This window comes from Neobacillus sp. Fa239 (assembly GCF_055395235.1).
Window position 1 is genome coordinate 3,273,023 of sequence record NZ_AP041611.1, and the last position, 24,318, is coordinate 3,297,340.

Annotated in this window: 18 protein-coding genes, 2 tRNA genes, 1 other RNA gene and 1 pseudogene; all 22 read right to left on the minus strand. The window is 42.2% G+C overall.

Annotated features, from left to right (window positions below; all coding sequences use genetic code 11):
* Positions 1 to 40: 40 nt before the first annotated feature.
* The gene (locus ACZ5XR_RS15925; RefSeq protein ID WP_464497274.1) at positions 41 to 1,606 is read right to left on the minus strand and encodes a catalase; all 1,566 of its coding nucleotides are present in this window, start codon (positions 1,604 to 1,606) and stop codon (positions 41 to 43) included.
* Between the two features lie 182 nt (positions 1,607 to 1,788).
* Positions 1,789 to 3,294, minus strand: coding sequence for an amidase (locus ACZ5XR_RS15930; protein WP_464497275.1), 1,506 nt, complete (start codon positions 3,292 to 3,294; stop codon positions 1,789 to 1,791).
* Positions 3,295 to 3,397: 103 nt separating this feature from the next.
* Positions 3,398 to 4,351, minus strand: coding sequence for a P1 family peptidase (locus ACZ5XR_RS15935; RefSeq protein ID WP_464497276.1), 954 nt, complete (start codon positions 4,349 to 4,351; stop codon positions 3,398 to 3,400).
* Between the two features lie 3 nt (positions 4,352 to 4,354).
* On the minus strand, positions 4,355 to 4,906 hold the full coding sequence (locus tag ACZ5XR_RS15940) for an ECF transporter S component (protein WP_464497278.1): 552 nt from the start codon (positions 4,904 to 4,906) through the stop codon (positions 4,355 to 4,357).
* A 155-nt stretch (positions 4,907 to 5,061) separates the two neighbouring features.
* Positions 5,062 to 5,904: an energy-coupling factor transporter transmembrane component T family protein gene (locus tag ACZ5XR_RS15945; protein ID WP_464497279.1), complete on the minus strand. Its 843-nt coding sequence runs from the start codon at positions 5,902 to 5,904 to the stop codon at positions 5,062 to 5,064.
* On the minus strand, positions 5,888 to 6,784 hold the full coding sequence (locus ACZ5XR_RS15950; protein WP_464497280.1) for an energy-coupling factor transporter ATPase: 897 nt from the start codon (positions 6,782 to 6,784) through the stop codon (positions 5,888 to 5,890). Before ACZ5XR_RS15950 ends, ACZ5XR_RS15945 begins: the two co-directional genes overlap by 17 nt.
* Complete coding sequence (locus ACZ5XR_RS15955; protein WP_464497281.1) at positions 6,781 to 7,635, minus strand: energy-coupling factor transporter ATPase; 855 nt, start codon at positions 7,633 to 7,635, stop codon at positions 6,781 to 6,783. Before ACZ5XR_RS15955 ends, ACZ5XR_RS15950 begins: the two co-directional genes overlap by 4 nt.
* Before the next feature lie 145 nt (positions 7,636 to 7,780).
* The gene (locus ACZ5XR_RS15960) at positions 7,781 to 9,964 is read right to left on the minus strand and encodes a hydantoinase B/oxoprolinase family protein (protein ID WP_464497282.1); all 2,184 of its coding nucleotides are present in this window, start codon (positions 9,962 to 9,964) and stop codon (positions 7,781 to 7,783) included.
* A 13-nt stretch (positions 9,965 to 9,977) separates the two neighbouring features.
* On the minus strand, positions 9,978 to 12,092 hold the full coding sequence (locus tag ACZ5XR_RS15965; protein ID WP_464497283.1) for a hydantoinase/oxoprolinase family protein: 2,115 nt from the start codon (positions 12,090 to 12,092) through the stop codon (positions 9,978 to 9,980).
* A gap of 59 nt (positions 12,093 to 12,151) precedes the next feature.
* Complete coding sequence (locus tag ACZ5XR_RS15970; RefSeq protein ID WP_464497284.1) at positions 12,152 to 12,916, minus strand: SDR family NAD(P)-dependent oxidoreductase; 765 nt, start codon at positions 12,914 to 12,916, stop codon at positions 12,152 to 12,154.
* Positions 12,917 to 12,946: 30 nt separating this feature from the next.
* Positions 12,947 to 14,035 carry a tartrate dehydrogenase gene (locus ACZ5XR_RS15975; RefSeq protein ID WP_464497286.1) on the minus strand — a complete coding sequence of 363 codons (1,089 nt, stop codon included), beginning with the start codon at positions 14,033 to 14,035 and terminating at the stop codon, positions 12,947 to 12,949.
* A gap of 24 nt (positions 14,036 to 14,059) precedes the next feature.
* Positions 14,060 to 15,499 carry an aldehyde dehydrogenase family protein gene (locus ACZ5XR_RS15980; RefSeq protein ID WP_464497287.1) on the minus strand — a complete coding sequence of 480 codons (1,440 nt, stop codon included), beginning with the start codon at positions 15,497 to 15,499 and terminating at the stop codon, positions 14,060 to 14,062.
* Between the two features lie 202 nt (positions 15,500 to 15,701).
* Complete coding sequence (locus tag ACZ5XR_RS15985; RefSeq protein ID WP_464497289.1) at positions 15,702 to 17,546, minus strand: sigma-54 interaction domain-containing protein; 1,845 nt, start codon at positions 17,544 to 17,546, stop codon at positions 15,702 to 15,704.
* Between the two features lie 198 nt (positions 17,547 to 17,744).
* Complete coding sequence (locus ACZ5XR_RS15990) at positions 17,745 to 18,167, minus strand: hypothetical protein (RefSeq protein ID WP_464497290.1); 423 nt, start codon at positions 18,165 to 18,167, stop codon at positions 17,745 to 17,747.
* Between the two features lie 288 nt (positions 18,168 to 18,455).
* Positions 18,456 to 18,538, minus strand: an RNA gene (gene ffs, locus ACZ5XR_RS15995) — signal recognition particle sRNA small type.
* A tRNA-Gln gene (locus ACZ5XR_RS16000) sits at positions 18,538 to 18,609 on the minus strand. Before ACZ5XR_RS16000 ends, ffs begins: the two co-directional genes overlap by 1 nt.
* A gap of 15 nt (positions 18,610 to 18,624) precedes the next feature.
* A tRNA-Ser gene (locus tag ACZ5XR_RS16005) sits at positions 18,625 to 18,712 on the minus strand.
* Positions 18,713 to 18,867: 155 nt separating this feature from the next.
* Positions 18,868 to 19,335 (minus strand): MgtC/SapB family protein, encoded by a 468-nt coding sequence (locus ACZ5XR_RS16010; protein WP_464497291.1) that lies wholly within the window; start codon positions 19,333 to 19,335, stop codon positions 18,868 to 18,870.
* 254 nt (positions 19,336 to 19,589) lie between these two features.
* A complete protein-coding gene (fdhD, locus tag ACZ5XR_RS16015) occupies positions 19,590 to 20,402 on the minus strand; it encodes a formate dehydrogenase accessory sulfurtransferase FdhD (protein ID WP_464497292.1) in 813 nt (270 codons plus the stop codon).
* A gap of 16 nt (positions 20,403 to 20,418) precedes the next feature.
* Complete coding sequence (locus ACZ5XR_RS16020) at positions 20,419 to 20,775, minus strand: Na-translocating system protein MpsC family protein (protein WP_464497293.1); 357 nt, start codon at positions 20,773 to 20,775, stop codon at positions 20,419 to 20,421.
* A gap of 81 nt (positions 20,776 to 20,856) precedes the next feature.
* Entirely contained in the window at positions 20,857 to 21,336 is a 480-nt protein-coding gene (locus ACZ5XR_RS16025) for a helical membrane plugin domain-containing protein (protein ID WP_464497294.1), read from the minus strand.
* Positions 21,336 to 24,313, minus strand: a pseudogene (gene fdhF / locus ACZ5XR_RS16030) (formate dehydrogenase subunit alpha). Before fdhF ends, ACZ5XR_RS16025 begins: the two are co-directional and overlap by 1 nt.
* Between the last annotated feature and the right edge of the window lie 5 nt (positions 24,314 to 24,318).

Here is a 24,318-nt window from a genome sequence, read left to right on the forward strand (position 1 = left end):
ATGAGAAAAAGCTGAACATTTTCGTTCAGCTTTTATAAGGTTAATATGGATCCGAAGGACTTCCAAATTTGTCAGCTAGTTTGACAGCCTCTTCCACTTTTGTGTTTGCTTCGGTTTCAGCTGCTTTCAGGCCTTCTGCCACTCTTCTTCCATATTCTTCGTCACAATTCCTAAAGATTTCTACCATTCGCTCCTGGATTTCTTTTCGGCACGAGGACAGTGCGGCAACAAGGTTGGAAATTAATTCCTCACGTTCCCAATCACTAAATCTTCTATAGGTTTCGCCAGCTTGTCCAAAGTTGTTTTCACGAGAAATTTTTTCTCGTTTAACATTTCCCTCTACATACGGTTCATGTGCTTTACCAGGATTTTTTGCCTCTTTTAATCCCCCCATAAGAGAAGGTTCGTAATTGACATGCGGGTTCTTGTGTTTACCAAAATCAGTCCGAAAGTCCATTTGCCCCGCTTCCTGATTGGTTGCAACCTCTTTTTTCGGTCGATTAATGGGCAATTGTAAATAATTTGACCCTACACGATAGCGCTGAGTATCAGAATAGGAAAAGGTTCGCCCCTGGAGCAGTTTATCATCTGAAAAATCCAGTCCATCTACGAGTACTCCCGTTCCAAAAGCAACTTGTTCAACTTCTGCAAAGTAATTATGAGGATTTCTGTTTAAGACCATTTTCCCCACTTTATGCCAAGGGAAATCTTCTTTATACCAAAGCTTCGTTGGATCAAGTGGATCAAAATCCAATTCCGGGTGATCTCCATCTTCCATAATTTGAACATAGAGCTCCCACTCCGGATAGTCCCCGCGTTCGATTGCTTTATACAAATCTAATGTTGCATGGTTAAAATCTTTCATTTGAATATGGTCGGCTTCTTCTTGAGTTAGATTTTTTATTCCTTGAAGGGGTTCCCAGTGGTATTTTACTAGAACCGCTTTTCCTTCTTCATTCACCCATTTATACGCATGGACACCTGAGCCTTGCATTTGGCGGTAATTTGCAGGTATTCCCCAAGGAGAAAATACAAAGGTAACCATATGAGCTGCTTCTGGCGTTTGGCAAACAAAGTCGAATGTCCTTTCAGGGTCAGCAACGTTGGTAATGGGGTCCGGTCGAAATGCATGAACCATGTCCGGGAATTTTAAGGGATCCCGGATAAAAAAGATTTTTAAGTTGTTGCCTACTAAATCCCAATTTCCATCTTCGGTATAAAATTTAATCGCAAATCCTCTTGGATCCCTTAATGTTTCTGGTGAATGCCCCCCATGGACAACCGATGAAAATCGTACAAATACAGGTGTTTGTACTTTTGTGTTCGTAAACACTTTTGCTCTTGTGTATGTAGACAGGGGCTCACCATTTAGGGTTCCATATGATTGAAAATACCCATGGGCACCGGCACCACGTGCATGAACCACTCGTTCAGGAACCCTTTCGCGATCAAAGTGAGTAATTTTTTCTAAGAAATCATAGTTCTCTAAGGTGGTTGGTCCTCTATTTCCCACGGTACGAATACTTTGATTATTTGTTATTGGATGCCCTTGAAGATTTGTTAGAATATGATTGGATTCGTCATGTGGATTTTGTTGCTCATTCATTAATTAACCTCCTTTTTATAACAATAAGATTGTTTCCTTAAATTTCTTGAATATGTATGTGATAGAGTGATATTACAATATGCTAATCTGAATAGTAGTTAGTTTCATGGAGTTGAAGATGGCTAGGCCATTCTCTGTTAACAACAAAAATCCCAAAGACGTAGTCTTTAGGATTTTTGTTGTTAGCGGCGCTGCGACGATTCCATGTATGAATTAATTGCCGTTACATGGACAGCGGGCCGTCGGCCGTGGTTCCATTTTCCATTCAGTGCACGCTCGATTTGGGCGCCCAATTGCAGAAGCAATCCATCGTCTCCTTGTCGTGTGAGCGCGTGAATTCCAAGCGGAAGCCCGTTCTCTAGCTTAGCCATCGGCAACGAGATGCCCGGAAGGCCACAGAGGTTGGCGATTGGAGTATAAGAGAAAATACGCCATAGGTTCTCAAACCAATCGTAAACGGAGGGATTATCACTGATTGTCAGATACTCCTTCGTTCCAACCAATGGTGTAGGAAGGGCCATCGTTGGGGTAAGGATGATATCCCAGTCTTCAAAGAAGGCGGCTACGCTACGGGAAATGTCGTTGAACGCCGCCTGCATCTTAGCACGGTGCGTATAGGAGGCGGATCGACCTTCTTCCCAGACCCTAATGCACATCGGTTCAATAAGATCGGCAGGCGGCTGTTCCAAGCCTTTTTGTTCCAAAAGACCATTAATGGTTTGTGTAAAATTCATGATATAGCAATCGGTTTGTGCCTTGTAGGTGGCATGAAAGTCAATGTTCGGAACCACCCATTCAACGTGATGTCCGAGTTCTTCAAGGAAGCCCGCCGCCCGCTCCAATTCATCAACAATATGCGGTGTGGCCGAGTAATCAGCCCACTCATGTGAAACAGCGATACGAAGTTTTTTCGGATCCCAGCGTATGAGCTCTGAGTAAGGCTGCTGCGGCATCCAATAGGGCATGAACTCACCAGGTGCTCCACCCCTGCAATTGTCCACGAAAGCCGCAGTATCACGTATAGTGCGTGTGTGACAGCCCTGAACCGAGACCACACCCATCAAGTCCGAACTGTAGGGTCCTACCGAAAAGACACCGCGGGACGGCTTCAAACCGATGTTTCCGTTCACACCCGCTGGAATTCGAATCGAACCGCCGCCATCCGTTGCATGTCCGATTGGAATGATTCCGGCCGCAACCGAAGCCGCCGTGCCAGCAGAAGAGCCGCAGGTGGTATAGTCAAGATTCCACGGATTTCTCGTAACGTAGACGTCTGGATTTTCAGCTGAGCTGCAGAGTCCAAACTCTGGCGTTGTTGTCCGCCCGACGATGTTGAGACCGGCTTGGCGGATACGGCTGGTAAGGAAACTATCAGATGTAGCACGATTTCCTCGCATCAGCTTAGAACCCATCTCCTGCAGTCGCCCTTTAAGAGTGGGTCCTAGATCCTTCATCAGAAAAGGTACTCCTGCAAAGACGCCGGCAGGGTTCGTTCCATCTTTCATGGGATCATTGACTGCATCAGCGAAGACCTCAATGACGGAGTTGATCGAAGGATTTAAGGCGTCGATGGCGAGCGAAACCTGTTGGGCCACCTCTCTTGGAGTAATCTGACCCTTTCGCACCAAATCGGCGAGGCCGATTGCATCAAGGTTAGACCATTCATTCCAGCTCATAGCTAATGTCACAATGTTTCACTCCTTTATATTTTTTCGGTTTGGTTATTGATAAGTACAACCTCATCCTTATTCATCCACAAAGAATTATCCATCCACTTATTGAGCATCTGTTTTATGATAAATCTTTATGAGCCATAATTCCTTCAACACTATCAGCCGATTGAACCGCATTGATAATGGCTAGCGCCATAACTTTTGCTGCCAGCGCACCAAGGACATCTACGGGTACCCGCTCCCCTCCTGTGGCAACGGCAAATATCGTGTCGCCATCATACATGGTATGTGCCGGAAAAATCGTTCTGGCATATCCGTCTTGAGCCATTTGTGCTACTTTTGTGGCCTCTGCCTTTGTTAAATCGGCATTTACTGCAATCACACCAATGGTGGTGTTTGTTCCAGCTGGAATGCTTGCTTGATAGTTTTGTTCAAGAAGCTCGATACTATCAAGAATGATTCCCTCTTTATAGGGCCCAGCTAAAATTTGTCCTGTAGAAGGGTCGCGGACATCGCCGACCGGATTGACGGCAACAATCGCTCCAATCACTACACCATTTTCAAGGCGAAGTGATGCACTACCGAGACCACCCTTCATACAAAAGCCAAGACCTGCCAATTTACCAACTGTAGCACCACAACCGGCCCCGTAATTTCCAGTTGGGAATTTCTCAGGTGCTGCTGCCTTTGCCGCCTCGTAACCCATTTGTTTATTAGGCCGAACCTTTGGATCTCCATGAGGAAGATCGAATAGTACTGCAGCCGGGACAATTGGAACCTTTGCAACGCCTACATCCAAACCAATCTCTTGTTCTTCTAAAAATTGCATGATGCCGGACGCCGCATCTAAACCGAAAGCACTTCCCCCACTTAAACAAATGGCATGTACTTTTTCGACTAAATTAACCGGATTCAAAAGGTCGGTCTCGCGAGTTCCGGGAGCGGACCCTCTTACGTCCACTCCCGCAACGGCTCCTTCTTCAAAAAGAATGGCAGTGCAGCCGGTTAATGCCTGGTTGTTTTCCTTATTGCCTACTTTAACTCCCGGTACATCGATGATTTGATTATACATTTCTTATAAATCCTTAGAAATCTTGGATTTTTGGGATTTACCAATCTGTTTCCAAGCTAATACAACGGCTAAAGTAACAATCGTACCAACAATAGCTTCAGGAATTCCGTTTGTTACGCCGACTGTCCAGGCTACTCCTGCGGTTAAGTAGTGTCTAACAACTGCCATACCTAAAACAAGAACTGTATTGGTCAAGGTCCCGATGAATGCGGAAGCACCAATTGCAAAGTATTCATTTTTGCGGCGAAGACCTACATATATAAGCCATGCTACAACCCCAATAAACAAACGAGGCAAAATCGCAACTAGTGGATCTTTAAATAGAGGAACCGTAGCGTTTAGGAAAGATGAAATTCCAAAGATGGCCCCAACAATTAAACCGACAACCGGCCCTTGCATAATTCCGCCAATAATCGCTGGAATGTGCATGATCGTCGCATTCCCTGCTGCAGTTGGTACAGGAATATAGCCCAACCGGGTTACACCTAATAGAATTGCTACCGCACCCAAAACACCAGCAATGACAATATCACGAACTGTTAATGACTTTTTCATTCAACTTCTCCCCTTTTTTTGTTTTTGAAATTAATTGGGCTATTCGAGAGTAAATACGGCTTATCCGCGAGTATTGCGACTTCATCCGAGAATAAATGCAGAATATCCGCGAGTAAAGCTTACTTTTCCAAGGGTAAAGCCTATTATCCGATTCATTAATAAGGAAATGGATAATAGAGTAGTAGTACGCCAAATAAAAGTCCAACCAATAAGATAAGATAATCCTTACCTAAAGCTTTATACACGGAGTAGGAAGTCCTATCGCCCCCTGGTGTATAACAGCGCGATTCCATCGCGAGGATCAGGTCTTCAGCCCTTGACAAAGCAATGTTAAATAAAGGAATAATGATTGGAAACGTCTCTTTTGTTCTTTGAATGATTTTCCACCAGCCTCCGGAACCAAAGTCTGCTCCCCTTGAGGCTTGTGCTTTCATCATTTTTTCCATCTCTAAGGCAAAGGTTGGGACGAATCGAATTGAAATCGTAGTAATCAGTGAGATTTCGTGCACTGGAAATTTAATTTTTTTTAACGGACTCAATAAACTTTGTATGGAATGTGTTAATTCTGTGGTGGAAGTTGATAGGGTAAGAACACTACTTAAGAAGATAATTTCAATAAAACGAACGGCTGAAACCACTACCAACCGAATACTTTCACTTGTGATTAAGATAAAGCCATAATCAACGTATACTTTACCATGTGAAAAGAGCTGTCCTTGAAAAAGCAACTGCAAGATGGCCAAGATTATAATAAATGGAACGGCTGGTTTTACACCTGATAACCCGTAGCTGATTGGGATCTTCGATGCCCAAAATAGATATAGAGATAAGACCAGACCAATCGCATTTCCGATATAACTTGTGTTAAAGGCAATCGCAATCACGAGAATAACAAAAAGCAACAGCTTTATTCTTGGGTCTAAACGATGAATAAACGAGCCCGTTGGCACATACTGGCCGATGGTAATCGTACGGTAAATGTCAAATTCGCTGGACATGTCGTGATCCCCCCTTTTTGACGGCAAGAAGCTTTATAATTTCATCAGCGGCTTCAGTAACGGAAAAGGCATCCAAATTGACGTGGTATCCAAGATCGGTTAATCGATAAAGGGCCTGTACGGTTTCGGGTGTCCCGATTTGATGACGCTGCAGCTTTTCTTTATCCGTAAAAATTTCCTTCGGTGTGCCTGATAACACGTCTGTTCCAGCTGCCATCACATAGACACGGTCAGCCAGCATGGCAACCTCCTCCATATTGTGTGATACAAAAATAACGGTTAATTTTTCTTCCTTATTGAGCCGTTTAATTTTATCCAGCAATTCATTCCTCGACCTTGGGTCCAGTCCCGCTGTCGGTTCATCCAGAACTAAAATCTTCGGTTTTAATGCCAGGATTCCCGCTAGGGCTACCTTCCGTTTTTGGCCTCCGCTTAAAGCAAAGGTTTGTCGATCCTTCATCTCCTCAAAATCTAAACCAACTACAGACATCGCCCATTGAACCCGCTCCCTCACCTCCTTTAAAGGAAGACCCAGTTTGAATGGACCATAAGCAATATCATCGCCAATGATTTTTTCAAAAATCTGATCCTCCGGGTTTTGAAAAACAAGGCCCACTTTCTGTCTCAGCGTTTTCAAATCCACCTTTTTCTTTGTTAAGTCTTCCCCATCAATGATGACTTTTCCGGATTCCGGACGCATCAGTCCATTCAAGTGTTGAATTAAGGTCGACTTTCCCGAACCAGTATGGCCAATGATCGCGATGCATTCCCCTTCTTCTACATAGAGATTGGCCCCTTTTAAGGCAACATGCTCCATCGGAGTGCCCTTCATATAGGTATGAGTTAGATTTTCGATTTCGATGATGGGTTTGCCGGTCATGATACCACCTCCTTTATGGTGAATTTTTCCACTTCCTCAATTAGCTCATCCTCTTGGATCAAGTCCTTTGAAAAATCGTGAAATTGGCTGTGAATGATTTCGGCCATTTGGCTAACCGAAGGGACAACTAATTGTAGATTTTCTAATTCCTGCTTATGTTGAAAAATTTCAAGCGGCGGGCCGTCCATGACAATTTGACCGCCCTCGATAACAATAATCCGGTCTGCTTCCGCTGCTTCCGCCATATGGTGGGTAACCGTAATGATCGTCATCCCCAAATTGTTCATTTCTCTCATTACCTGAAGAACTTCTTTTCGGCCAAAGCTGTCCAGCATACTGGTTGCTTCATCAAAAACGATGCAATCCGGCTGCATCGCCAGCACACCAGCAATCGCAACCCTCTGCTTCTGTCCCCCGGATAGAAGATGCGGCGGCCTGTGACGAAACGGAGACATTTTGACAACGTCTAAAGCTTCATCTACTCTTATTTTCATTTCTTCTCTTGGTACGCCAATATTCTCCAGTCCAAAAGCGACATCCTCCTCAACAATCGTCGCCACGATTTGGTTATCTGGATGTTGAAAGACGGTGCCAACTGATTTCCGAATATCCAGTTTCTTTTGAATGTCCTTCGTGTTATGTCCATGAACCCAGACATCCCCATTTTCCGGAGTTAGAATCCCGTTAAGGTGTTTGGATAAGGTAGATTTTCCTGAACCATTGTGGCCAATGATGGCCACATATTCACCAGGGAAAATGGAAAAGGAGATATTCTTTAGAACGGGAACTTTCGTTTTTTCATTAATTTTGTAGGAAAACGATACATTATCTAAACGAATAATGGGTTCCATTTCCTTCTCCTTTCTTTCGTTTTTATTTTAGGGAAATAGAGACATTCGAATTTATTTAAACCAATTTGATTGAATAATAGATGATTCTGAACAATATGGATTGTTGACCATGGCCAACAATCCATTTTCAATTAAAAACAAGTTCTTATTGTAGTTTTTCAAAAAACCGGAAGTCAATAGGCCTTTTACTATCCTTTTGAAGAATATCAATCCACAATGATGTACCACAATTAGGACAGATATAATGTTCAGCAGCCATTCGTTCATCCATATTAATCGAACTTCCCATTTCTCTTGAATCCAGTTTAATTATTCCTGCTAAATCCTTCCAATCCTCAACAAGATCACCTAAGTAATGATCACATTTTACACAAGATACTCCCACATCACCATGATGCTGGTGCAGGTTCAATACCGCTCCCCATTTGAGAACTTGCTTACTATTCTTCAATTCTTCAGTTACGTTGAAACTTTTTGGTGGAACCATTGTTTTGATTCGCTTATTAAGTAATTCCTCCCTTAATTCGCTGGTTGCTTGCTTATCCACTTTACCATCATGGACTACGACACCATAGAATTTTTGAGCGACATCAAGGCTAATGGCATTCATCATCAAATCTTTTAATACTCGTTCCGGATCCCGATTTAATGGATCTCCATATCCGCCGCCGCTTTGCACTCGGATATTAACGATGTCACCTTTTTTTATGGATAGACCGGTTGTGACTGAACCTAGAACCTGATGTTCTCCACCTATCTCAGTTAAATTTGTGATATCATTTCCTAGTTTCATCTTCTCTAGAGTATTAGCTCCCCGAACTAATTCATATTGAGGGTTCATAGCAGGAAATCCTCCAAAAACACCTGTTCGAATAGGGATGGTGATTCCATGAGTGGCTAAAGTCCCAATCACCTCTTCAGTGTCTATTGGAGTCAGGGCAAATTCAATCCCATTCCCTCCACGGAATTCTCCAACACCAGCAGAATTTGCAACCTCCCTGCGCCATAAATAAAGCAGAGGTTGTTGAGATTCTTGTTGCTCCACATCCTGGGCACCACCGCCAAGGATGACCATTGCGCCTCCACTGTCAACCCCATCTCGAAACGGAAATGCTGTACCGCCCCATAGGAGTGCATCCATGTACATTGCGGCGTATGGTTCACCATTCTGATTTAAACCGCCAAATTGGGCTAATTGCCATGAACCATCTCCCGGTGAACATGCATACGAAGCATATATTTCACTAAAACTCAACATTTTTGAAATACAGCCATTCGCAGCTGTCATGGCAGTCCAGCTTGCAGCTGCTGCACCTCCGCTAATTGGTGCCGGTGAAACCGCAGTAACACATTGACCGTCATCAGCTAGTACCTTTATTGGGCGCATTAACCCATGGTTCCATTGTATTTCAGAACCGAATATCGCCAATACGACTGTTGCAATCGATCCCATCGTTGCTGCTAACGTGGAATTTCCGTAACCCACCGTTTGCGGGCTGCTCCCATTAAAGTCAAATGTAAGATGGTCATCTTCTTTTGTCATACGGCATTGGACGGTTAATATTTCTCCTGTATTTCCCTGGTCCAGATAACTTGTATCCTCATATACTCCATTTGGCAAGCTTTTAAGCAAATCACGAAATTCTTTTTCTGAAGTATTTATAGATTGATCCATAACTTGAACAACAATATCCTCACCATATTTTTCACACAGCTCGGTTAAACGTTCTTGGGCAACACGGTGAGCGGCCAAAAATGCTGTGAAATCGTTAGATACCGTAAAAGGCATACGGGAATTTGAGATAATCATATTCCATAAACCTTGATTAATTTTTCCGGCTGAAACGATTTTGGCAGGAGGAATCAGAACCCCTTCCTGAAAAACATCAGTAGCATTTGGACACCAGCTTCCCGGTTCGGCTCCGCCTAAGTCCACCTGATGGGCCATACATCCAGTCCAAGCGATTAATTTATCTTTATAAAAAAATGGTGCACAAAACTGTACATCGTTTTGATGTTGAGCCGCAATAAATGGATCATTGATGATAAACACATCTCCTGGTTCAATTACGTCAAATCGCTTAATAAATTCCTGAATGGCCATGTACCCTGTATAGATCGGGGTTAATAGATACACCCCGATAACCGCCATTTCACCTTCTGCAGTGTAAATGCCAAAATTGTAATCTGTCGCTTGAACAACCGGAGACCCTGACACATGCTCCATTGTGATGGAACCCTCTTGATTTATTGACCACAATTTATGTCTTACAATTTCAAAAGTAACTGGATCCAGTACATTTGGTTTTTTCTTTACAGAAGTTTCCATGTTTTCTACCCCCTTATTTCGAATTAAGTGAAATAGTAATGCTTCCATATTCATCTACAACGGCATTTTGGTGTTCTCCGATTACAATGGTTGTATCTGGCATCTCAATAACCGCTAATCCCTTAATTTCGGTACCTGTCGAGAGATTTGAACTGTTGTATATTCTTGCAATTTTCCATGTACCATTTTGAAAGATTTTTCTCTCCTCCAAAGGAAATTCAGTTACATCGTTAAGCTCCTCTTTAAGTTGTTGTAGGGTGATATTTTTATTCGTTCCTTTTGCCATTACACGAAATGTTGTTAATTCTACTCCGGCTGCTTTAAACGCTGACCCTTCACCGAATCTTGCTTCATACTGTCTGATGAACTTTTTAATAAGATTATTAATTTCTTGTTCATTTAAAGGAAAATTATCAACTGTAACAGATAAAGCATGTATCTGGAATCGAAATTGTATTTCTACTGAGAGTAAGAACTCACATTGTTCTTCCTTCACCCCTGTTTTCTCCAAACGGGAAAGAGTCTTTTGTTTAAGCAGATTAAAAATTCCGTTAATTTTAGGAACATCCAGATGATCCGCATATGCTGTAATTCCCGGTGGTGTTTTCATTGGCTCTGAAAGCTCTTCTACAACAGTAGAATCAGAAGCAAGAACACCCAAAGCGGAGTGAACGGAAGCTGAGAATGGTACGATGATTTCCGATATGCCTAACTCCGTACCATATGAAAATGCATGACTCGGGCCTGCACCACCATAGGCAAATAAGGTAAAATCACTCGGATTCCATCCTTGCTGAATCGTCGCTTGACGGATTAAATCTGCCATTCGATTATCAACAATAAGCTTAATTCCTTCTGCAGCATCCTCAACACTGATGCCCAAAGGGTCCGCAACATGTTCTTTTATAGCTTGATAGGACGCTTCATAATCCAATTCCATTCTGCCATTTAAGAAATTTTTCGGATTGAGATAACCAAGAACGACATCTGCATCAGCTACTGTAGGCAAAGTTCCGCCTCTTCCATAACATGCTGGTCCAGGCTGAGCCCCGGCACTTTCTGGGCCAACCTGGAGCAATCCGTTTTTAACCGATGCAATACTTCCTCCTCCAGCGCCAATGGTTTTGATAGATACGGAAGGTAAAGCAATATCATTGCGTCCAATGCTCGTAACATGGGACATGACAGGCTGCCCGTTCAGTACCAGCCCTACCTCAAAACTGGTGCCGCCCATATCGGTCGCAATAATATTTTTCTTGTTCAGTTTCTCTCCAAGATAAGCAGAAGCAATAATTCCGCCTACCGGCCCTGACATTAATGTAGATGCTGCTTGCCGCTCAATTTCTGATATTGCGCACACTCCGCCGTTGGATTGCATTATCACAGGTTCATTCCTTAATCCAATACTTTCTAAGCGATTGTCTAAACTTTTCATAGCTTTTGAAATAACCGGCCGAACACTGGCATTAATGGCAGTAGTAACTGTCCGCGCATATTCACCCAGCCTTGGTAAAATATCACTTGAAAGTGTCACAATGCTTCCAGGCTGTTCTTCTTCAATAATTTCTGCGATTCTCTTTTCATGATGATTATTACGGAATGACCATAGTAAAGAAACGGCAAATACTTCTACTTTTTTATCAATTAAATCCCGTACTGCCCTCCTAACATCCTCTTCATCCAGAGGCAGGACCACTCTGCCCTCATAATCTAAACGTTCAGAAACTTCGGCGATAAATCCTTTACTAACAACTGGAGCTTGCTTAACCATATTTTTATAGTTTTTAACTTCATGTTCTTCCAATCCCAACGATTTAAAGCCGCGCATAATCGAAAGAGTATCTCCAAAGCCTCTGGTTTGAATCAGTCCCACCCTGGAATGACGGTGTTCAAGCAGGGCATTCGTTGCTACAGTTGTACCATGGGCAAATAGGGCTATATCCCGTATTAAACCTTCTAAACTCATATCTTTCTCTTCCGCTGCTATTTTAAGTGATTCAATCACTCCCATTGCTGGGTCTTCAGGTATAGAAGAAGATTTATACCTGCCTACATAACCATGTTCATCTAAAACTACAGTATCTGTAAAAGTGCCGCCGATATCTGAAGCCACATATAATGCACACATACAATAATCCTCCTTAAAAATCAATGTAATATGTAAATCTATTAATTATAAAAGAATGGTTAAATCCCACGTCCTCCATCTATATTTAGGACTTCTCCTGTCACAATCTTGGACAAGTCTGATGCTAAATAAAGTGCTCCCTGGGCAATATCTTCCGGTTGAATTAAGGTTCCAAGTGGAACGCTGTCCTGAAAGATTTTTTTCATTCCCTCTTCTTTTTGGGCTTCATCCCCGACAAGGAATTTACCAATCATAGGGGTATCGGCTGGGCCGGGGTTAATCGCGTTTACTCTAATTTTATAGGGTGCCAGCTCAATCGCTAAAGCTTTCGTAAGCATGATCGCTGCCCCTTTTGAGGCACAATACGCGTTCAATCCGGGTCTCGCTCTGATACCGGCAATGGAAGCAATATTAACAATACTTCCGCTGTTTTGCTGCTTCATGATTGGCACTGCATATTTAGATGTTAAAAATATCGATTTGGTATTCACATTCATAATTAAATCCCATTGGTGCAAGGTTAATTCTTCAATCGCGGTGAAGGATTGCGGTACGCCCGCACAGTTAATCACAATATCCAACCCGTCATAAGCTTCCAATGTTTGATTCACTAGGCTGGCAACATCTGCATCACTCGTTACATCTGCTTGAATAGCTTGCACGTGATTCAGACCCGTACTACTTGCAGCTGCTTGGGCAGATTCAATATTTAGATCAGCCATTGTAACATTCGCCCCTTCCTTCGCAAAAGCTTGAGCAATGGCTTTTCCCATTCCTGATCCTGCACCTGTTACAATGGCTGTCTTTCCGTTTAATAGACTCATAGATTGGACACCTCCGTTAATGTGTATTTACTAGATTTTCGGGCTTAGACTTAATTGAACCATTTTTGAAACAATGGCATCGCCCATTTCAGTCGTAGTGTCAGTTCCTCCCAGGTCGGGAGTCCTTATTTTTCCATCTACCAATACCTCTTCAATGGAATCCAGGATTAATTTTGCCACATCTGGGAGATTGAGATGGTCCATCATAAGACTTAGGCTCCAAATCGAGGCAATTGGATTGGCAATCCCTTTGCCGGCAATATCGGGAGCAGAACCATGGATCGGTTCAAACATAGATGGGTAGATGCGCTCCGGATTGATGTTTCCGGATGGAGCCAGCCCCAATCCTCCTACGATTGCTGCGCCTAAATCGGTTAGAATATCACCGAACAAGTTACTTCCGGCCACCACATCAAATTCTTCAGGTCTGGAAATGAAATACGCGGCAAGAGCATCAATATGGTAGATCTGTGTTTTTACATCGGGATAACTAGAGCCGATTTCCTTTACCATTTCATCCCAAAAAGGCATGGTAAAGTTAATCGCATTCGATTTTGTGGCCACTGTCAGGTTTTTCTTGGACCTTTTTTCTGCTAATGAATAAGCATAGTTTAAGATTCTTTCAGATCCATATCTGGTAAAAATGTTATTTTGCACAGCGAGTTCATAGGGGGTTCCCTCATGAACGCGGCCGCCCATATTAGAATACTCCCCTTCGGTATTTTCCCTCACAACAACAAAATCAAGGTCTTTATGGGTTTTATACCTCAATGGGCTTTCGATCCCTTTAAGAAGTTTGATGGGCCTTAAGTTTACATACTGTTGAAATTTCCGGCGGATCGGGAGGATTAATTCCCAAACCGAAATATGGTCAGGCACCGAATTTGCCCCAACCGCACCAAATAGGATCACGTCAAAATCTTTTAAGATGTCTAACCCATTTTCTGGCATCATTCTTCCATTTTGAAGATAATAATCGCAACCCCAATCGAAGGACTCACATGAAAAATTGATGCCTCCGTGGATCTCCTCTGCTTTTTTTAATACTTTGATAGCCTCATTCATCACTTCCGGGCCAATGCCATCCCCTGGAATTAAAGCAATGGAAAAGTGTTGCACATTTTTCACTCCTTTCGTATTTTTTTACTCAGCACTTTTTATTTTGATCGCAATATTTTTTAATTGCGTATAATTTTGCAATGCTTCAATCCCTTTTTCACGGCCAATTCCGCTCTTTTTGTAACCGCCAAATGGTAGCTCGACACCGCCGGCAGCACCATAGTCATTAATAAAGACCTGGCCGCTTTTCACTTTACTGGCGATTCGGTGCGCCCTTGATAGATCATTTGTCCAAATCCCAGTGACAAGTCCATAGGAGGTTCCATTGGCTAATTGAATCGCTTCCTCTTCGGTTTCGAATTCAAACACAGTCAAAACGGGGCCAAAAACTTCTTCTTGGGCAATTTCACTCGTTGGGGAAACATCGTCTATTATGGTTGGTTCAAAATAATAACCCTCATTCACCTTTGCTTGCTTTCCTCCAGTGATGACACGAGCCCCTTGTTCCTGCGCTCGTTCAACCATGGCCAGTATTCGATCAAATTGCCTTTTTGAGATAATCGGACCAAGCTCGCTGTCATGAACTCCAGGCCCAATTTTAATCTCTTTCATTTTCTCTGCTAATTTTCCAAGGATTTCATCCTTAATTTGGGAGTGAACTAATAATCGGGAACCGGCCGAGCAAGTTTGACCTGCATTCTGAATAATGGATCGAGTAACCCATGTAACCGTTTCTTCTAGATCACAGTCAGGAAAAACAATATGAGGTGACTTCCCACCCAGCTCCAGAGTGACAGGCACTATATTTTTTGCAGCAGAGATCATTACGCTTGTACCTGTGCCAACAGAACCAGTAAAAGTAATATGATTGACATCGGGGTGATCCACCAAAGCGGACCCTGCTTCTGGACCATATCCGGTTACAACCTGCAGGGCACTTTTGAGCACTTCCACCTCCGAAAAGATTTCGGCTAATTTTAATGCTGACAGAGGCGTATCTTCAGCAGGTTTCACCACGACGGTATTTCCTACCGCTATGGCAGCTGCCACGCCCCTGGAAGTGATCTGAAGCGGATAATTCCAAGGGATAATTTGCGCACAAACTCCCATCGGTTCACGTACCGTGTAGTCAATCACATTGGGGCCAACCGGGATGGTTTCACCAAACATTTTATCGGCCACACCAGCATAGTACTCAAAATAGCGGGCACTGCTTTCTACATCACTTCTTGCCTGTGTTAACGGTTTCCCAGTGTCCAATGTCTCAATTAACGCAAGTTGTTCGGACCTTTCACGGATCTTACGTGCTACTTCATAAAGTGCATTTCCTCTTACACTTGGCTTTAATGATTGCCATTCATGTGATTCAAAGACATTTTTGGCCGCGGTTACAGCCGAATCGACATCTTCCTTTGTTCCCCTGGGAACTCGGGCAATTTCCTCCTGGTTGGCAGGATTGAACGTTGAAAAAAACTCCCCCGAAACGGCCGCTACCCATTCACCATTGATATACATTCGTTCCATTGTTACCCTCCTTTTTGGCAATAGCGATAACTCGAAAAGGTAAAAAACACCCAGAGTTGATTTATACTAACTATATTTGCAATTTCCATGCCAAGATTGAAAATTCTAAAAAGTCTAAAATATTAAATAAAAAACAGGGATATCATTCCCTGTTTTAAAAAATGGTGTTGGAATTTGCAACATGGCGTTGCTTTTTACAACATTATAAATTATATTCTTTGATTTTTCGCCAGAGGGTGGAACGGTCGATTCCAAGTGATTGGGCTGCTAATTTTTTATTGTTTTCATATTTTTCCAAAGCCGTAACGATGAGTTCCATTTCCTTCTCTTTCATACTTTGTTTAGGGGCCGCTTCTTCTGAAACACACCTTCGCTTTAGTTTTTCAGAAAGAAATTTTGCCCCCAGAAGCCTTAAACTTTCACTCTCTTCAAGGACAATCATTCGTTCAATGGTATTTCTTAATTCACGAATATTCCCAGGCCAATCGTACTTCTGAAATAAACGAATGACTTCCTTTTCAACAGAGACGATTTTATTTTTTCTTTTATCATTAAACTCATTAAGAAAAACATCTATTAGTATTGGTATATCCTGAGTACGCTTTCGGAGAGGCGGCAATTCCAGCGAAAGTACATTCAAACGGTAATAGAGGTCCGACCGGAATTGTTTATTTTCAGTCTCCTCCTCTAAATTTCGATTCGTGGCGGTAATAATTCGAACGTCCACTGGGATAATTCGCTCTCCGCCAACACGCCTGATGGTTCGTTCCTGAAGCACCCTTAATAAGAGGGCCTGAATTCGTAAAGGGATTTCCCCAATTTCATCCAAAAACAGTGTTCCGCCATGGGCCAATTCAAATAAGCCCGGTTTGCCATCCTTTAGAGCGCCTGTAAAGGTACCCTTCTCATATCCAAATAATTCACTTTCCAGAAGGTTTTCCGGCAAGGCTGCACAATTCACCGCCACAAATGGACCCAGTGATCGATGACTGGCGGAATGAATGCCTTGTGCAAATAATTCTTTACCCGTCCCAGACTCTCCAGTGATTAAGACAGTCGATTCCGTTTCAGCAAATTTCCTTGCCAGTTCTTTTGCTTCCATAATTTCGTCTGTTTCGCCAATAATATCGCCTAAACGATATTTTGCCTCCAAGCCGTTTTCATGAAGTTTTTTGCGTAATTGTAATTCTACTTTTTGAATATCGGTAATTTCTTTAAAATTTGATACGGCTCCGACAATTTTTCCTTTGACGATGACAGGAGATCGATTAATCACAACTTGACGGCCACCCACTGTAGCTAGATCGCCTCTTTCCATTTTCCCAGATTCCAGTACGCGTATCATGTCAGACTGGGGAATGAACTCCGTGATCTTTCGTCCCTTCATTTCCTCATTCACACCTAAGATGGTTTTAGCATGCTCATTCACCAATTTAATCGTCCCCGTTCGATCAATGGCCACCACTCCATCATGTGTGGATTTGACGATTGCATCGACTTGATACCTTTCTTTTACCATTTCTTCAACCAGGTTTACTAAAGATCCTGCGATATGTAAATAAGGAATCACGGAAAGGAATGAAGGCTTAATAAAATGTAAATTTTTCAGCCGCGGGTTAGGAAATAAGCCTTTCATCCATATTGGCGCAAGATAAACATAATTAGGTTTTAAAACTGTACATTGTTTATCTGTTAAAAAAGAAACCTGAATCCCATCCTTGACACTTTTTTCTTCGTATCCTTTTTGCATCCACGGCATTTCCTCGTTTGATGTTATAACGGTATACTCTCTCTTCTCCGGGAATTCAAACAATTCTAGTATGGATTGTTTTATGTCTGCAATCGTCATTGAGATTGAAATGATAGGAAAGGAAAGCCCCTCCAATTCCTTTTGAAAAACAGCAGGTGTAATAATAACCAGGGGATTCATGATCTGATCCAATAGGGAATTAATGGAATAAAAACTGGCAGTTGGAAATCCTAAATCCTTAAATAAATGTTTGATTTGTTCTTCATATAAATCATTCATTTTAAAAAGGGCAATCATGGTATCACTCCATTATGGAAATAAAGCAGAAAAACTTATAGATAATATCATCTTTTAAATATTCTATATATTTATAGTAAAATGAATTTTCTGATCTGTAAATGTGCCATTCGTACAGATTTATCACAAAGAGGTTGGGGTGTGTCACACCCCAACCTCTTTTAGTGTCAATGAATAGATTCTTTAAATGCTTAATGTTTACTGTCTAGTTAATCGTTGAATTTCAGTTTCTATAGTATAGACTCTTTTATTAAGAGCTTCTGTTTTATTATCTACGTATTCAAGGATTTTTTCTGAATAATCCCCAATATTGTGAATAATGTTCTTTTGTAGTCTTTCTTGTCCAGTTTTAATGTCTTTCAAGTCTTGCTCCATTAAGTTGAATTGATTATTATGTTCTGCCAAGGTTTGATCAATAAGGTCAAAACGTTGATTATGTTCGGCCGAGGATTGATCAATAAGGTCAAAACGCTTATTTTGTTCAACTAAGGTTTGATCAATAAGGTCAAAACGCTTATTATGTTCAACTAAGGTTTGTTCAATGGAACCGAGTCGCTTATTTACAGGTTCTAGCTCTTCTTTTAAAACTGAACGGAGTGTTTCAATTAAATCATTGTTCATTCATCGATACCTCCATTTTTCTATAATAACATACTAAAATAGACATAGTTACTTCAAAAATCCCTTTAGTAACTTAATTTAATAGAGTGAAGAAACATAGATGTAACAAAACGGAAAAAGTAAATAAATGGAACTGAAGAAGGTAAAACGAAGTATATAATGTGGAAAAGTATAAAGCACAACAACCATATTATACCATAATTGTTTGAGTTTATAATGTATTCACAAAAATGTCAAATTAATGTTTTGTCCGAACATGGTGTATCTCAGATGCCAATATTGTGTTCTATGTAATAGCCCACACAATTTCACTAGTTATGGCTGCTGCGTTCCCGCCCTGACCCTTTCCTAGTGTCCTTGTTGGACTAAACTGGGCTAGCTGGATTTGAACCAACGCATGTCGCAGTCAAAGTGCGATGCCTTACCGCTTGGCTATAGCCCAATAATCGAATTTTTGCAGAGAAGAAGGGATTTGAACCCTCGCACCGGTTGCCCGACCTACACCCTTTCCAGGGGTGCCTCTTAAGCCACTTGAGTACTTCTCTAAAAATAAAAACCATTTTGTGAAGTTCCGTTAAGAACTTACAAAAGAAATATATCATCTATTGAAATTGGAAACTAGCTGTAAATTTTGGTAGTCTAAAAGACCTTATATTTTATGAAAGCCAGAGAAATCTTGTACAATTGTTTATTCAAGCTATCATTTTCTTTTTTTGAATAGATGTGGAAATCGATGGGGAATATCCATGATTAAATAGGTCATGATTGCTCCCATTAACCCGGTCATATAATTTCCTGCCCCAATCATAACTCCGATAGCTCCACTTACCCATATACCAACAGCTGTCGGTAAACCATGAATCTCCCCTCCTTTATCTTTCCATATTAGCCCTGCCCCTAAAAAGCCAATCCCTGTAACCACGTTTGATGCAATTCGATCTGGTGCAGATAACGATTTAGAAAAACCAAATTGGCCAACAATCGTAAACATACAGGCACCAATACAAACCAATGAAAATATACGGTACATCGAACCTTGATGATCAATCGGCAAATCGGCACTCGTTTCTCTTTCCCATCCGATTAAACTGCCTGCAATAAATGCAAGAAAGAGACGAAGGAAAATAATCGGTAAATGACCTAATTCTGTTTGAAAATCAGAAACCATAAACGCACACCTTCTTGATAGAAATGTTAATTTATTATCTTCATCGCGGTTTAGACTTATGTAAAAGCTTTCAATTAATTTGTTTGCAGATATCGGACAAAATCAATTTTGTTGTGGTTTAAGTGTTTAAAATAAAATACAATAAAAAAACAACCGAACATGTATGAAACATGTCCGGTCCAGCAAAAGACGTTTCCGGTAAATGTGTATTTTGGTTGTTCAAAAGTCATGATCATTAAAGGAACGCCCCATTTTCAAGTTAATTGTAAATCTTTGACCTCAATACGTTCGGGTCTTGTATAGATATTTAAGGATTGATGTCGGAGAAACCCAACTGTCGTAATATTCAGTTCTTCCGCCAGTCTGAGAGCCAATTCTGTGGGAGCAGATTTGGACAACACGATCCCGGATCCAATTTTGGCTACTTTGAGCAAGACCTCCGAGGAGATACGGCCGCTAAAAACAATCATTTTATCTGAAAGAGGTATGGAGTACTGCAAACAATACCCATAGATTTTGTCCAGGGCATTATGACGCCCAATGTCTGTTCTGGCGACGATGATGCCGTCTCTGTCGCAAAGGGCGGCATTATGAACTCCGCCTGTATCCTGGAAGATCGAAGACGAATCCTGCAAAAGTTTCATTAAATGAAAACATTCGTCGATTGCTATGGTCACATCTACATTTTCAAGGGGTTTTACTGTTATGGCATCATTGTAAAAATAAAAACTTTGCCGGCTTTTCCCACAACAAGATGTGACCACTCGTTTAGAATGGAACAATTCGTTTAGTTTATTAACCTTGTGTGTCTGAACAATGGCGCGGCCTGTTGCTTCTATAATAGTAAGCTCTTTAATATCTTTGTAGCTTCGGATCATGCCTTCAGATGCCAAAAAGCCAATTACTAACTCTTCTATATGCTCAGGGCTGCAAACCAGTGTAGCGAATTCTTGTTCGTTAAGAATAATGGTTATGGGAAATTCGGTAACGATTGTATCTGTTACTTTGTGTAAGGCTCCTTCCTCATACCGCCACACTTGGCTTTCCAATTTTATAGGCTGATCCATACGTTTTCACTCCTAATTATTTCCCCTCGATAGGTTTGTCAAATACAAATACCGTCATGGCAATATCTTCTTCGATATTAACATCGGAAAATAGCCGCACTACCTTTCTTTCCATCAAGTTTTCAAACCGCAAAAGAACTTCTGGCTTTTTATAAATTTCCTTCACAAATCTGGTTCTGGTTTCATGTACCATCTGATTGCCCTGTTCTGATTGAAGCATAAACTTTTCTATATTCGTGAGATTACCCTTCATCTCACTAACCGCCCACGAACCGATAAATTTTGTGAGGATTTCCTTCGGTCCATTTCCTACATATTCTTTCCTGATTTCGCGAACGAGCATACTAAATTGATGCTCCATGTTCTTTGTCATTGATTGTCCCTCCTCACTCTAACGTTAGAGTTAATGAAAAAGAGGAAACCTATTCATAACCGAGTAGGTTGTATTTCACTGTTACTCTTGTAAGCCCTCTCCGATTCCTTTTAACAGGTTAAATCCAAAGCCTAAGGCGCGATTGATATCAGGATCCTTTATGGCCTTTATCAAATCAAAGAGCCCGATCTTAAAATCAGCCTTTAATCCTTCTTCGGCCTTTTGCAATCCGACCTTCACGCTATTTGCGAGCTTGCTTGTTGTTTCCGGATCCAGTTCCGTCAATATACCGCCGGCGGCCAAGGCATTATTGATCATATTGGTAACCGGTTTTCGTGTCATTTGTCCGACCGCAATTTTTGCTGCTTTCTCTTTTGCTTTTAGAAGACTTCCTAAAGCGTCCGTTATACCGCTGTCGTGTAATTCCTGCAGCAGATTCAACGTCTCGAGCAGAGATTCCTTATTTTGTGCAACCCCGGAGAGAAGGTTGTCCAGGGATTGCATTTTTTTTTGTTCTTCTGTTAATTCTGTTTTTTGAATCGCCTTAATCGGTTTTGCCATTACGCATTCCTCCTGTCATAGAAACCAGGCTTAACATGCTCATTTACACTGGCAATTGGCTCGTAGTCACCGCGTTCCCACTTGCGGTAAATTTCAAGGCCCAATTGCGGAGTGCGAGTCGCATTACGCGGATTGTACCTTGGAAGTGGATTTTCTCCGTCCAGTTCAAGGACTTCCATTCGCACTTTCGCTTGTTTGTAAGCTGGTGTATGTGTCACGACATCCACGGCCCCACCCGTAAGCAGGTTAACCGCACTCTCGTGGCTTGAGGAATGCATGGGCACATACACGGTCTTTCCCGTCACCCGATCGGTAACTAGAACAGGCAGTCTAATAGCTCCGTACGGCGATACAAGACGAACAAGTGAACCGTCCTTGACGCCGCGTTCTTTCGCAAGCGCAGGAGATACCTCTACAAAAACTTGTAGGTAAGTCCCTCTGATTTCTGAGTTAAGTTCCCTTCATGGAAGTGCTCCAAGAGACGTCCATTATTCAACGCGAGATCGAATTCTTCCGGGAACTCTAATGGCGGCACATAATCGAATAAACCGAAGCGAGCTTTTTTATCCGGGAAATTGAAGCCGTCTTGGAAAAGCAACGGCGTGTTCGTTCCATCCGGTGATCCCCAGTGGAAACTGTTCCACCCTTCGAGAACATCGTAGTTACACCCGCTAAAGAAAGGCGTTAAGCTTGCCATTTCCGCAAAAATTTCACTAGGATGCGTATAGTTCCATTCGAAGCCCATCTGTTTTGCTAGCTGTGTAAGAATCCACCAGTCCGGTTTGCTGTCGCCCAATGGCTGTAATGCTTGATATAAGCGCTGCACGCGGCGCTCCGTATTAGTAAACGTTCCATCTTTTTCAAGAGAAGGAGTCCCTGGCAATATAACATCGGCAAATTGGGCAGTTGTGCTTAAGAAGATTTCTTGTACGACAAGGAAATCTAACTGAGAGAGCATTTCCTGTGTATGATTCGAGTCAGCATCAACCCATGCCATATCTTCTCCAGCGATGAACATCGCCTTCATTTCGCCTTTATTAATAGCTTCGAGCATTTGAATATTGTCAAGACCAGGAATTGCAGGGAGTTCTACCCCATAAGCCTTTTCAAATTTTGCACGGATTTCGTCATTGGTTACGGATTGATAGCCAGGGAAGATATTTGGCATCGTTCCCATATCAGCTGCGCCTTGAACATTATTATGTCCGCGTAATGGATAGGCACCAGCGTTTGGCCGCATCATGTTGCCTGTTGCAAGCAGCAGGTTGGCAATGGCAGCAGATGTGTGTGAACCCGCGATATTTTGCGTTACACCCATTCCCCAACAAATCGCCGTTCCATCGGCATCATGGATCATTTCTGCCATTTGGATTAAAGTTTTTTTTGGAATACCTGTCTTCTTCTCTGCCTCTTCAAGACCATAAGGCTCCATCATTTTCAAAAACTCATCATAGTGATTGACATGTTCTGTGATAAATTTCACATCATGCCAGCCTTGGTCAATGATATACTTCGTAATAGCAGAGAGCCAAACATAATCCGTTCCTTGTTTAGGCCGTACGAACAAGTCTGCACGGTCAGCCATTTCATGTCTGCGCACGTCTACGGTGATTAATTTTTGGCCGTGAAGTTTGTGTGCTCGTTTAATACGTGTTGCAAGTACAGGGTGTCCTTCTGCAGGCGCGCATCCCACAAGGAGAACAAGCCCTGCACCCGCGATATCCTTAATGGTTCCGGAGTCGCCGCCAATGCCACCGGTTTGCTGTAATCCCCATGAAGCAGGTGACTGACAGTAACGGGAGCAGTTATCCACGTTATTGGTTCCAAACACTTGACGTGCCAGCTTTTGGATGAGATAGTTTTCCTCATTGGTGATTTTGGAGGATGAAATAAACCCGATCGCCTCACTGCCGTACGTTTCTTTAATACCGCCCAGTTTCTTTGCGACGAAAGAAAGCGCCTCGTCCCAGCTTGCTTCCACAAACACATCACCTTGACGAATTAAAGGTGTGGTAATCCGTTCTTTTGAATTAACGTAATCCCATCCAAATTTCCCTTTTACACAGGTGGAAACACTGTTTACAGGAGCGTTTTCAGATGGTTCAATTTTAAGGATTTCCCGATCCTTTGTCCAAACTTCAAAGGTGCAGCCTACGCCGCAAAACGTACAAACGGTTTTCGTTTTCTCAATGCGGGTTTCACGCATCGCTGCTTCTACTTCAGAAACGGCAAAAATCGTTTGATAATCAGGCTCTACCGCTTTGACGATGTCAATCATGGGTGTAAGCAAGTCATCGGAAATGCTTGTCATAAATCCCGCATTCCCTAGCATGGATTTTTCCATTAAAGCATTACAAGGGCAAACAGTCACACATTGACCACAGGATACGCAGGAGGATTCGTTAATGCTTTTACCTCCGTCCCATAAAACACGCGGCTGATTGCTTTCCCAATTAATCGTAAGCGTTTCATTCACCTGAAGGTCCTGACATGTCTCAACACAGCGGCCGCATAGGATACATTGATCAGGATCATAGCGATAAAACGGATGTGACTTATCAACTTCGTAGCCCTTTGAGCGATGAGGACGTGTTTGGTGTTCAACTCCCATCATTTCTGCCGTATTATGGACACGGCAATTCCCATTATTATTATCACAAACGGTGCAATATAATAGATGGTTTTCCAAAATACGGTCCATAGCTTCTTCTTGAGCTTGTTTCGCGAGCTCTGAAGAGGTTAAAATTTCCATACCATCTTCCAATTCAGTCGAACATGCGCGCATAATGCTGCCGTTTACTTCGCACATACAGGTATCACAGCTCTGAACCGGTCCAAGAACCTCAGAATAGCAAATGTGCGGATGCTCCATTTCCTGTTTTAGTAAATAATCTAAAATACGAGTCCCTATTTCTACCTCATGTGTAGTTCCATTTATAAGAACCTTTACCTTTTCTTTCACCGTAAGTCCTCCCATGATAA

Coding starts and splice junctions, on each gene's coding strand:
- ACZ5XR_RS15925 (WP_464497274.1), bottom strand. CDS start 1,606: ATGAATGAGCAACAAAATCCACATGACGAATCCAATCATATTCTAACA.
- ACZ5XR_RS15935 (WP_464497276.1), bottom strand. CDS start 4,351: ATGTATAATCAAATCATCGATGTACCGGGAGTTAAAGTAGGCAATAAG.
- ACZ5XR_RS15940 (WP_464497278.1), bottom strand. CDS start 4,906: ATGAAAAAGTCATTAACAGTTCGTGATATTGTCATTGCTGGTGTTTTG.
- ACZ5XR_RS15945 (WP_464497279.1), bottom strand. CDS start 5,904: ATGTCCAGCGAATTTGACATTTACCGTACGATTACCATCGGCCAGTAT.
- ACZ5XR_RS15950 (WP_464497280.1), bottom strand. CDS start 6,784: ATGACCGGCAAACCCATCATCGAAATCGAAAATCTAACTCATACCTAT.
- ACZ5XR_RS15955 (WP_464497281.1), bottom strand. CDS start 7,635: ATGGAACCCATTATTCGTTTAGATAATGTATCGTTTTCCTACAAAATT.
- ACZ5XR_RS15960 (WP_464497282.1), bottom strand. CDS start 9,964: ATGGAAACTTCTGTAAAGAAAAAACCAAATGTACTGGATCCAGTTACT.
- ACZ5XR_RS15965 (WP_464497283.1), bottom strand. CDS start 12,092: ATGTGTGCATTATATGTGGCTTCAGATATCGGCGGCACTTTTACAGAT.
- ACZ5XR_RS15970 (WP_464497284.1), bottom strand. CDS start 12,916: ATGAGTCTATTAAACGGAAAGACAGCCATTGTAACAGGTGCAGGATCA.
- ACZ5XR_RS15980 (WP_464497287.1), bottom strand. CDS start 15,499: ATGGAACGAATGTATATCAATGGTGAATGGGTAGCGGCCGTTTCGGGG.
- ACZ5XR_RS15985 (WP_464497289.1), bottom strand. CDS start 17,546: ATGATTGCCCTTTTTAAAATGAATGATTTATATGAAGAACAAATCAAA.
- ACZ5XR_RS15990 (WP_464497290.1), bottom strand. CDS start 18,167: ATGAACAATGATTTAATTGAAACACTCCGTTCAGTTTTAAAAGAAGAG.
- ACZ5XR_RS16010 (WP_464497291.1), bottom strand. CDS start 19,335: ATGGTTTCTGATTTTCAAACAGAATTAGGTCATTTACCGATTATTTTC.
- fdhD (WP_464497292.1), bottom strand. CDS start 20,402: ATGGATCAGCCTATAAAATTGGAAAGCCAAGTGTGGCGGTATGAGGAA.
- ACZ5XR_RS16020 (WP_464497293.1), bottom strand. CDS start 20,775: ATGACAAAGAACATGGAGCATCAATTTAGTATGCTCGTTCGCGAAATC.
- ACZ5XR_RS16025 (WP_464497294.1), bottom strand. CDS start 21,336: ATGGCAAAACCGATTAAGGCGATTCAAAAAACAGAATTAACAGAAGAA.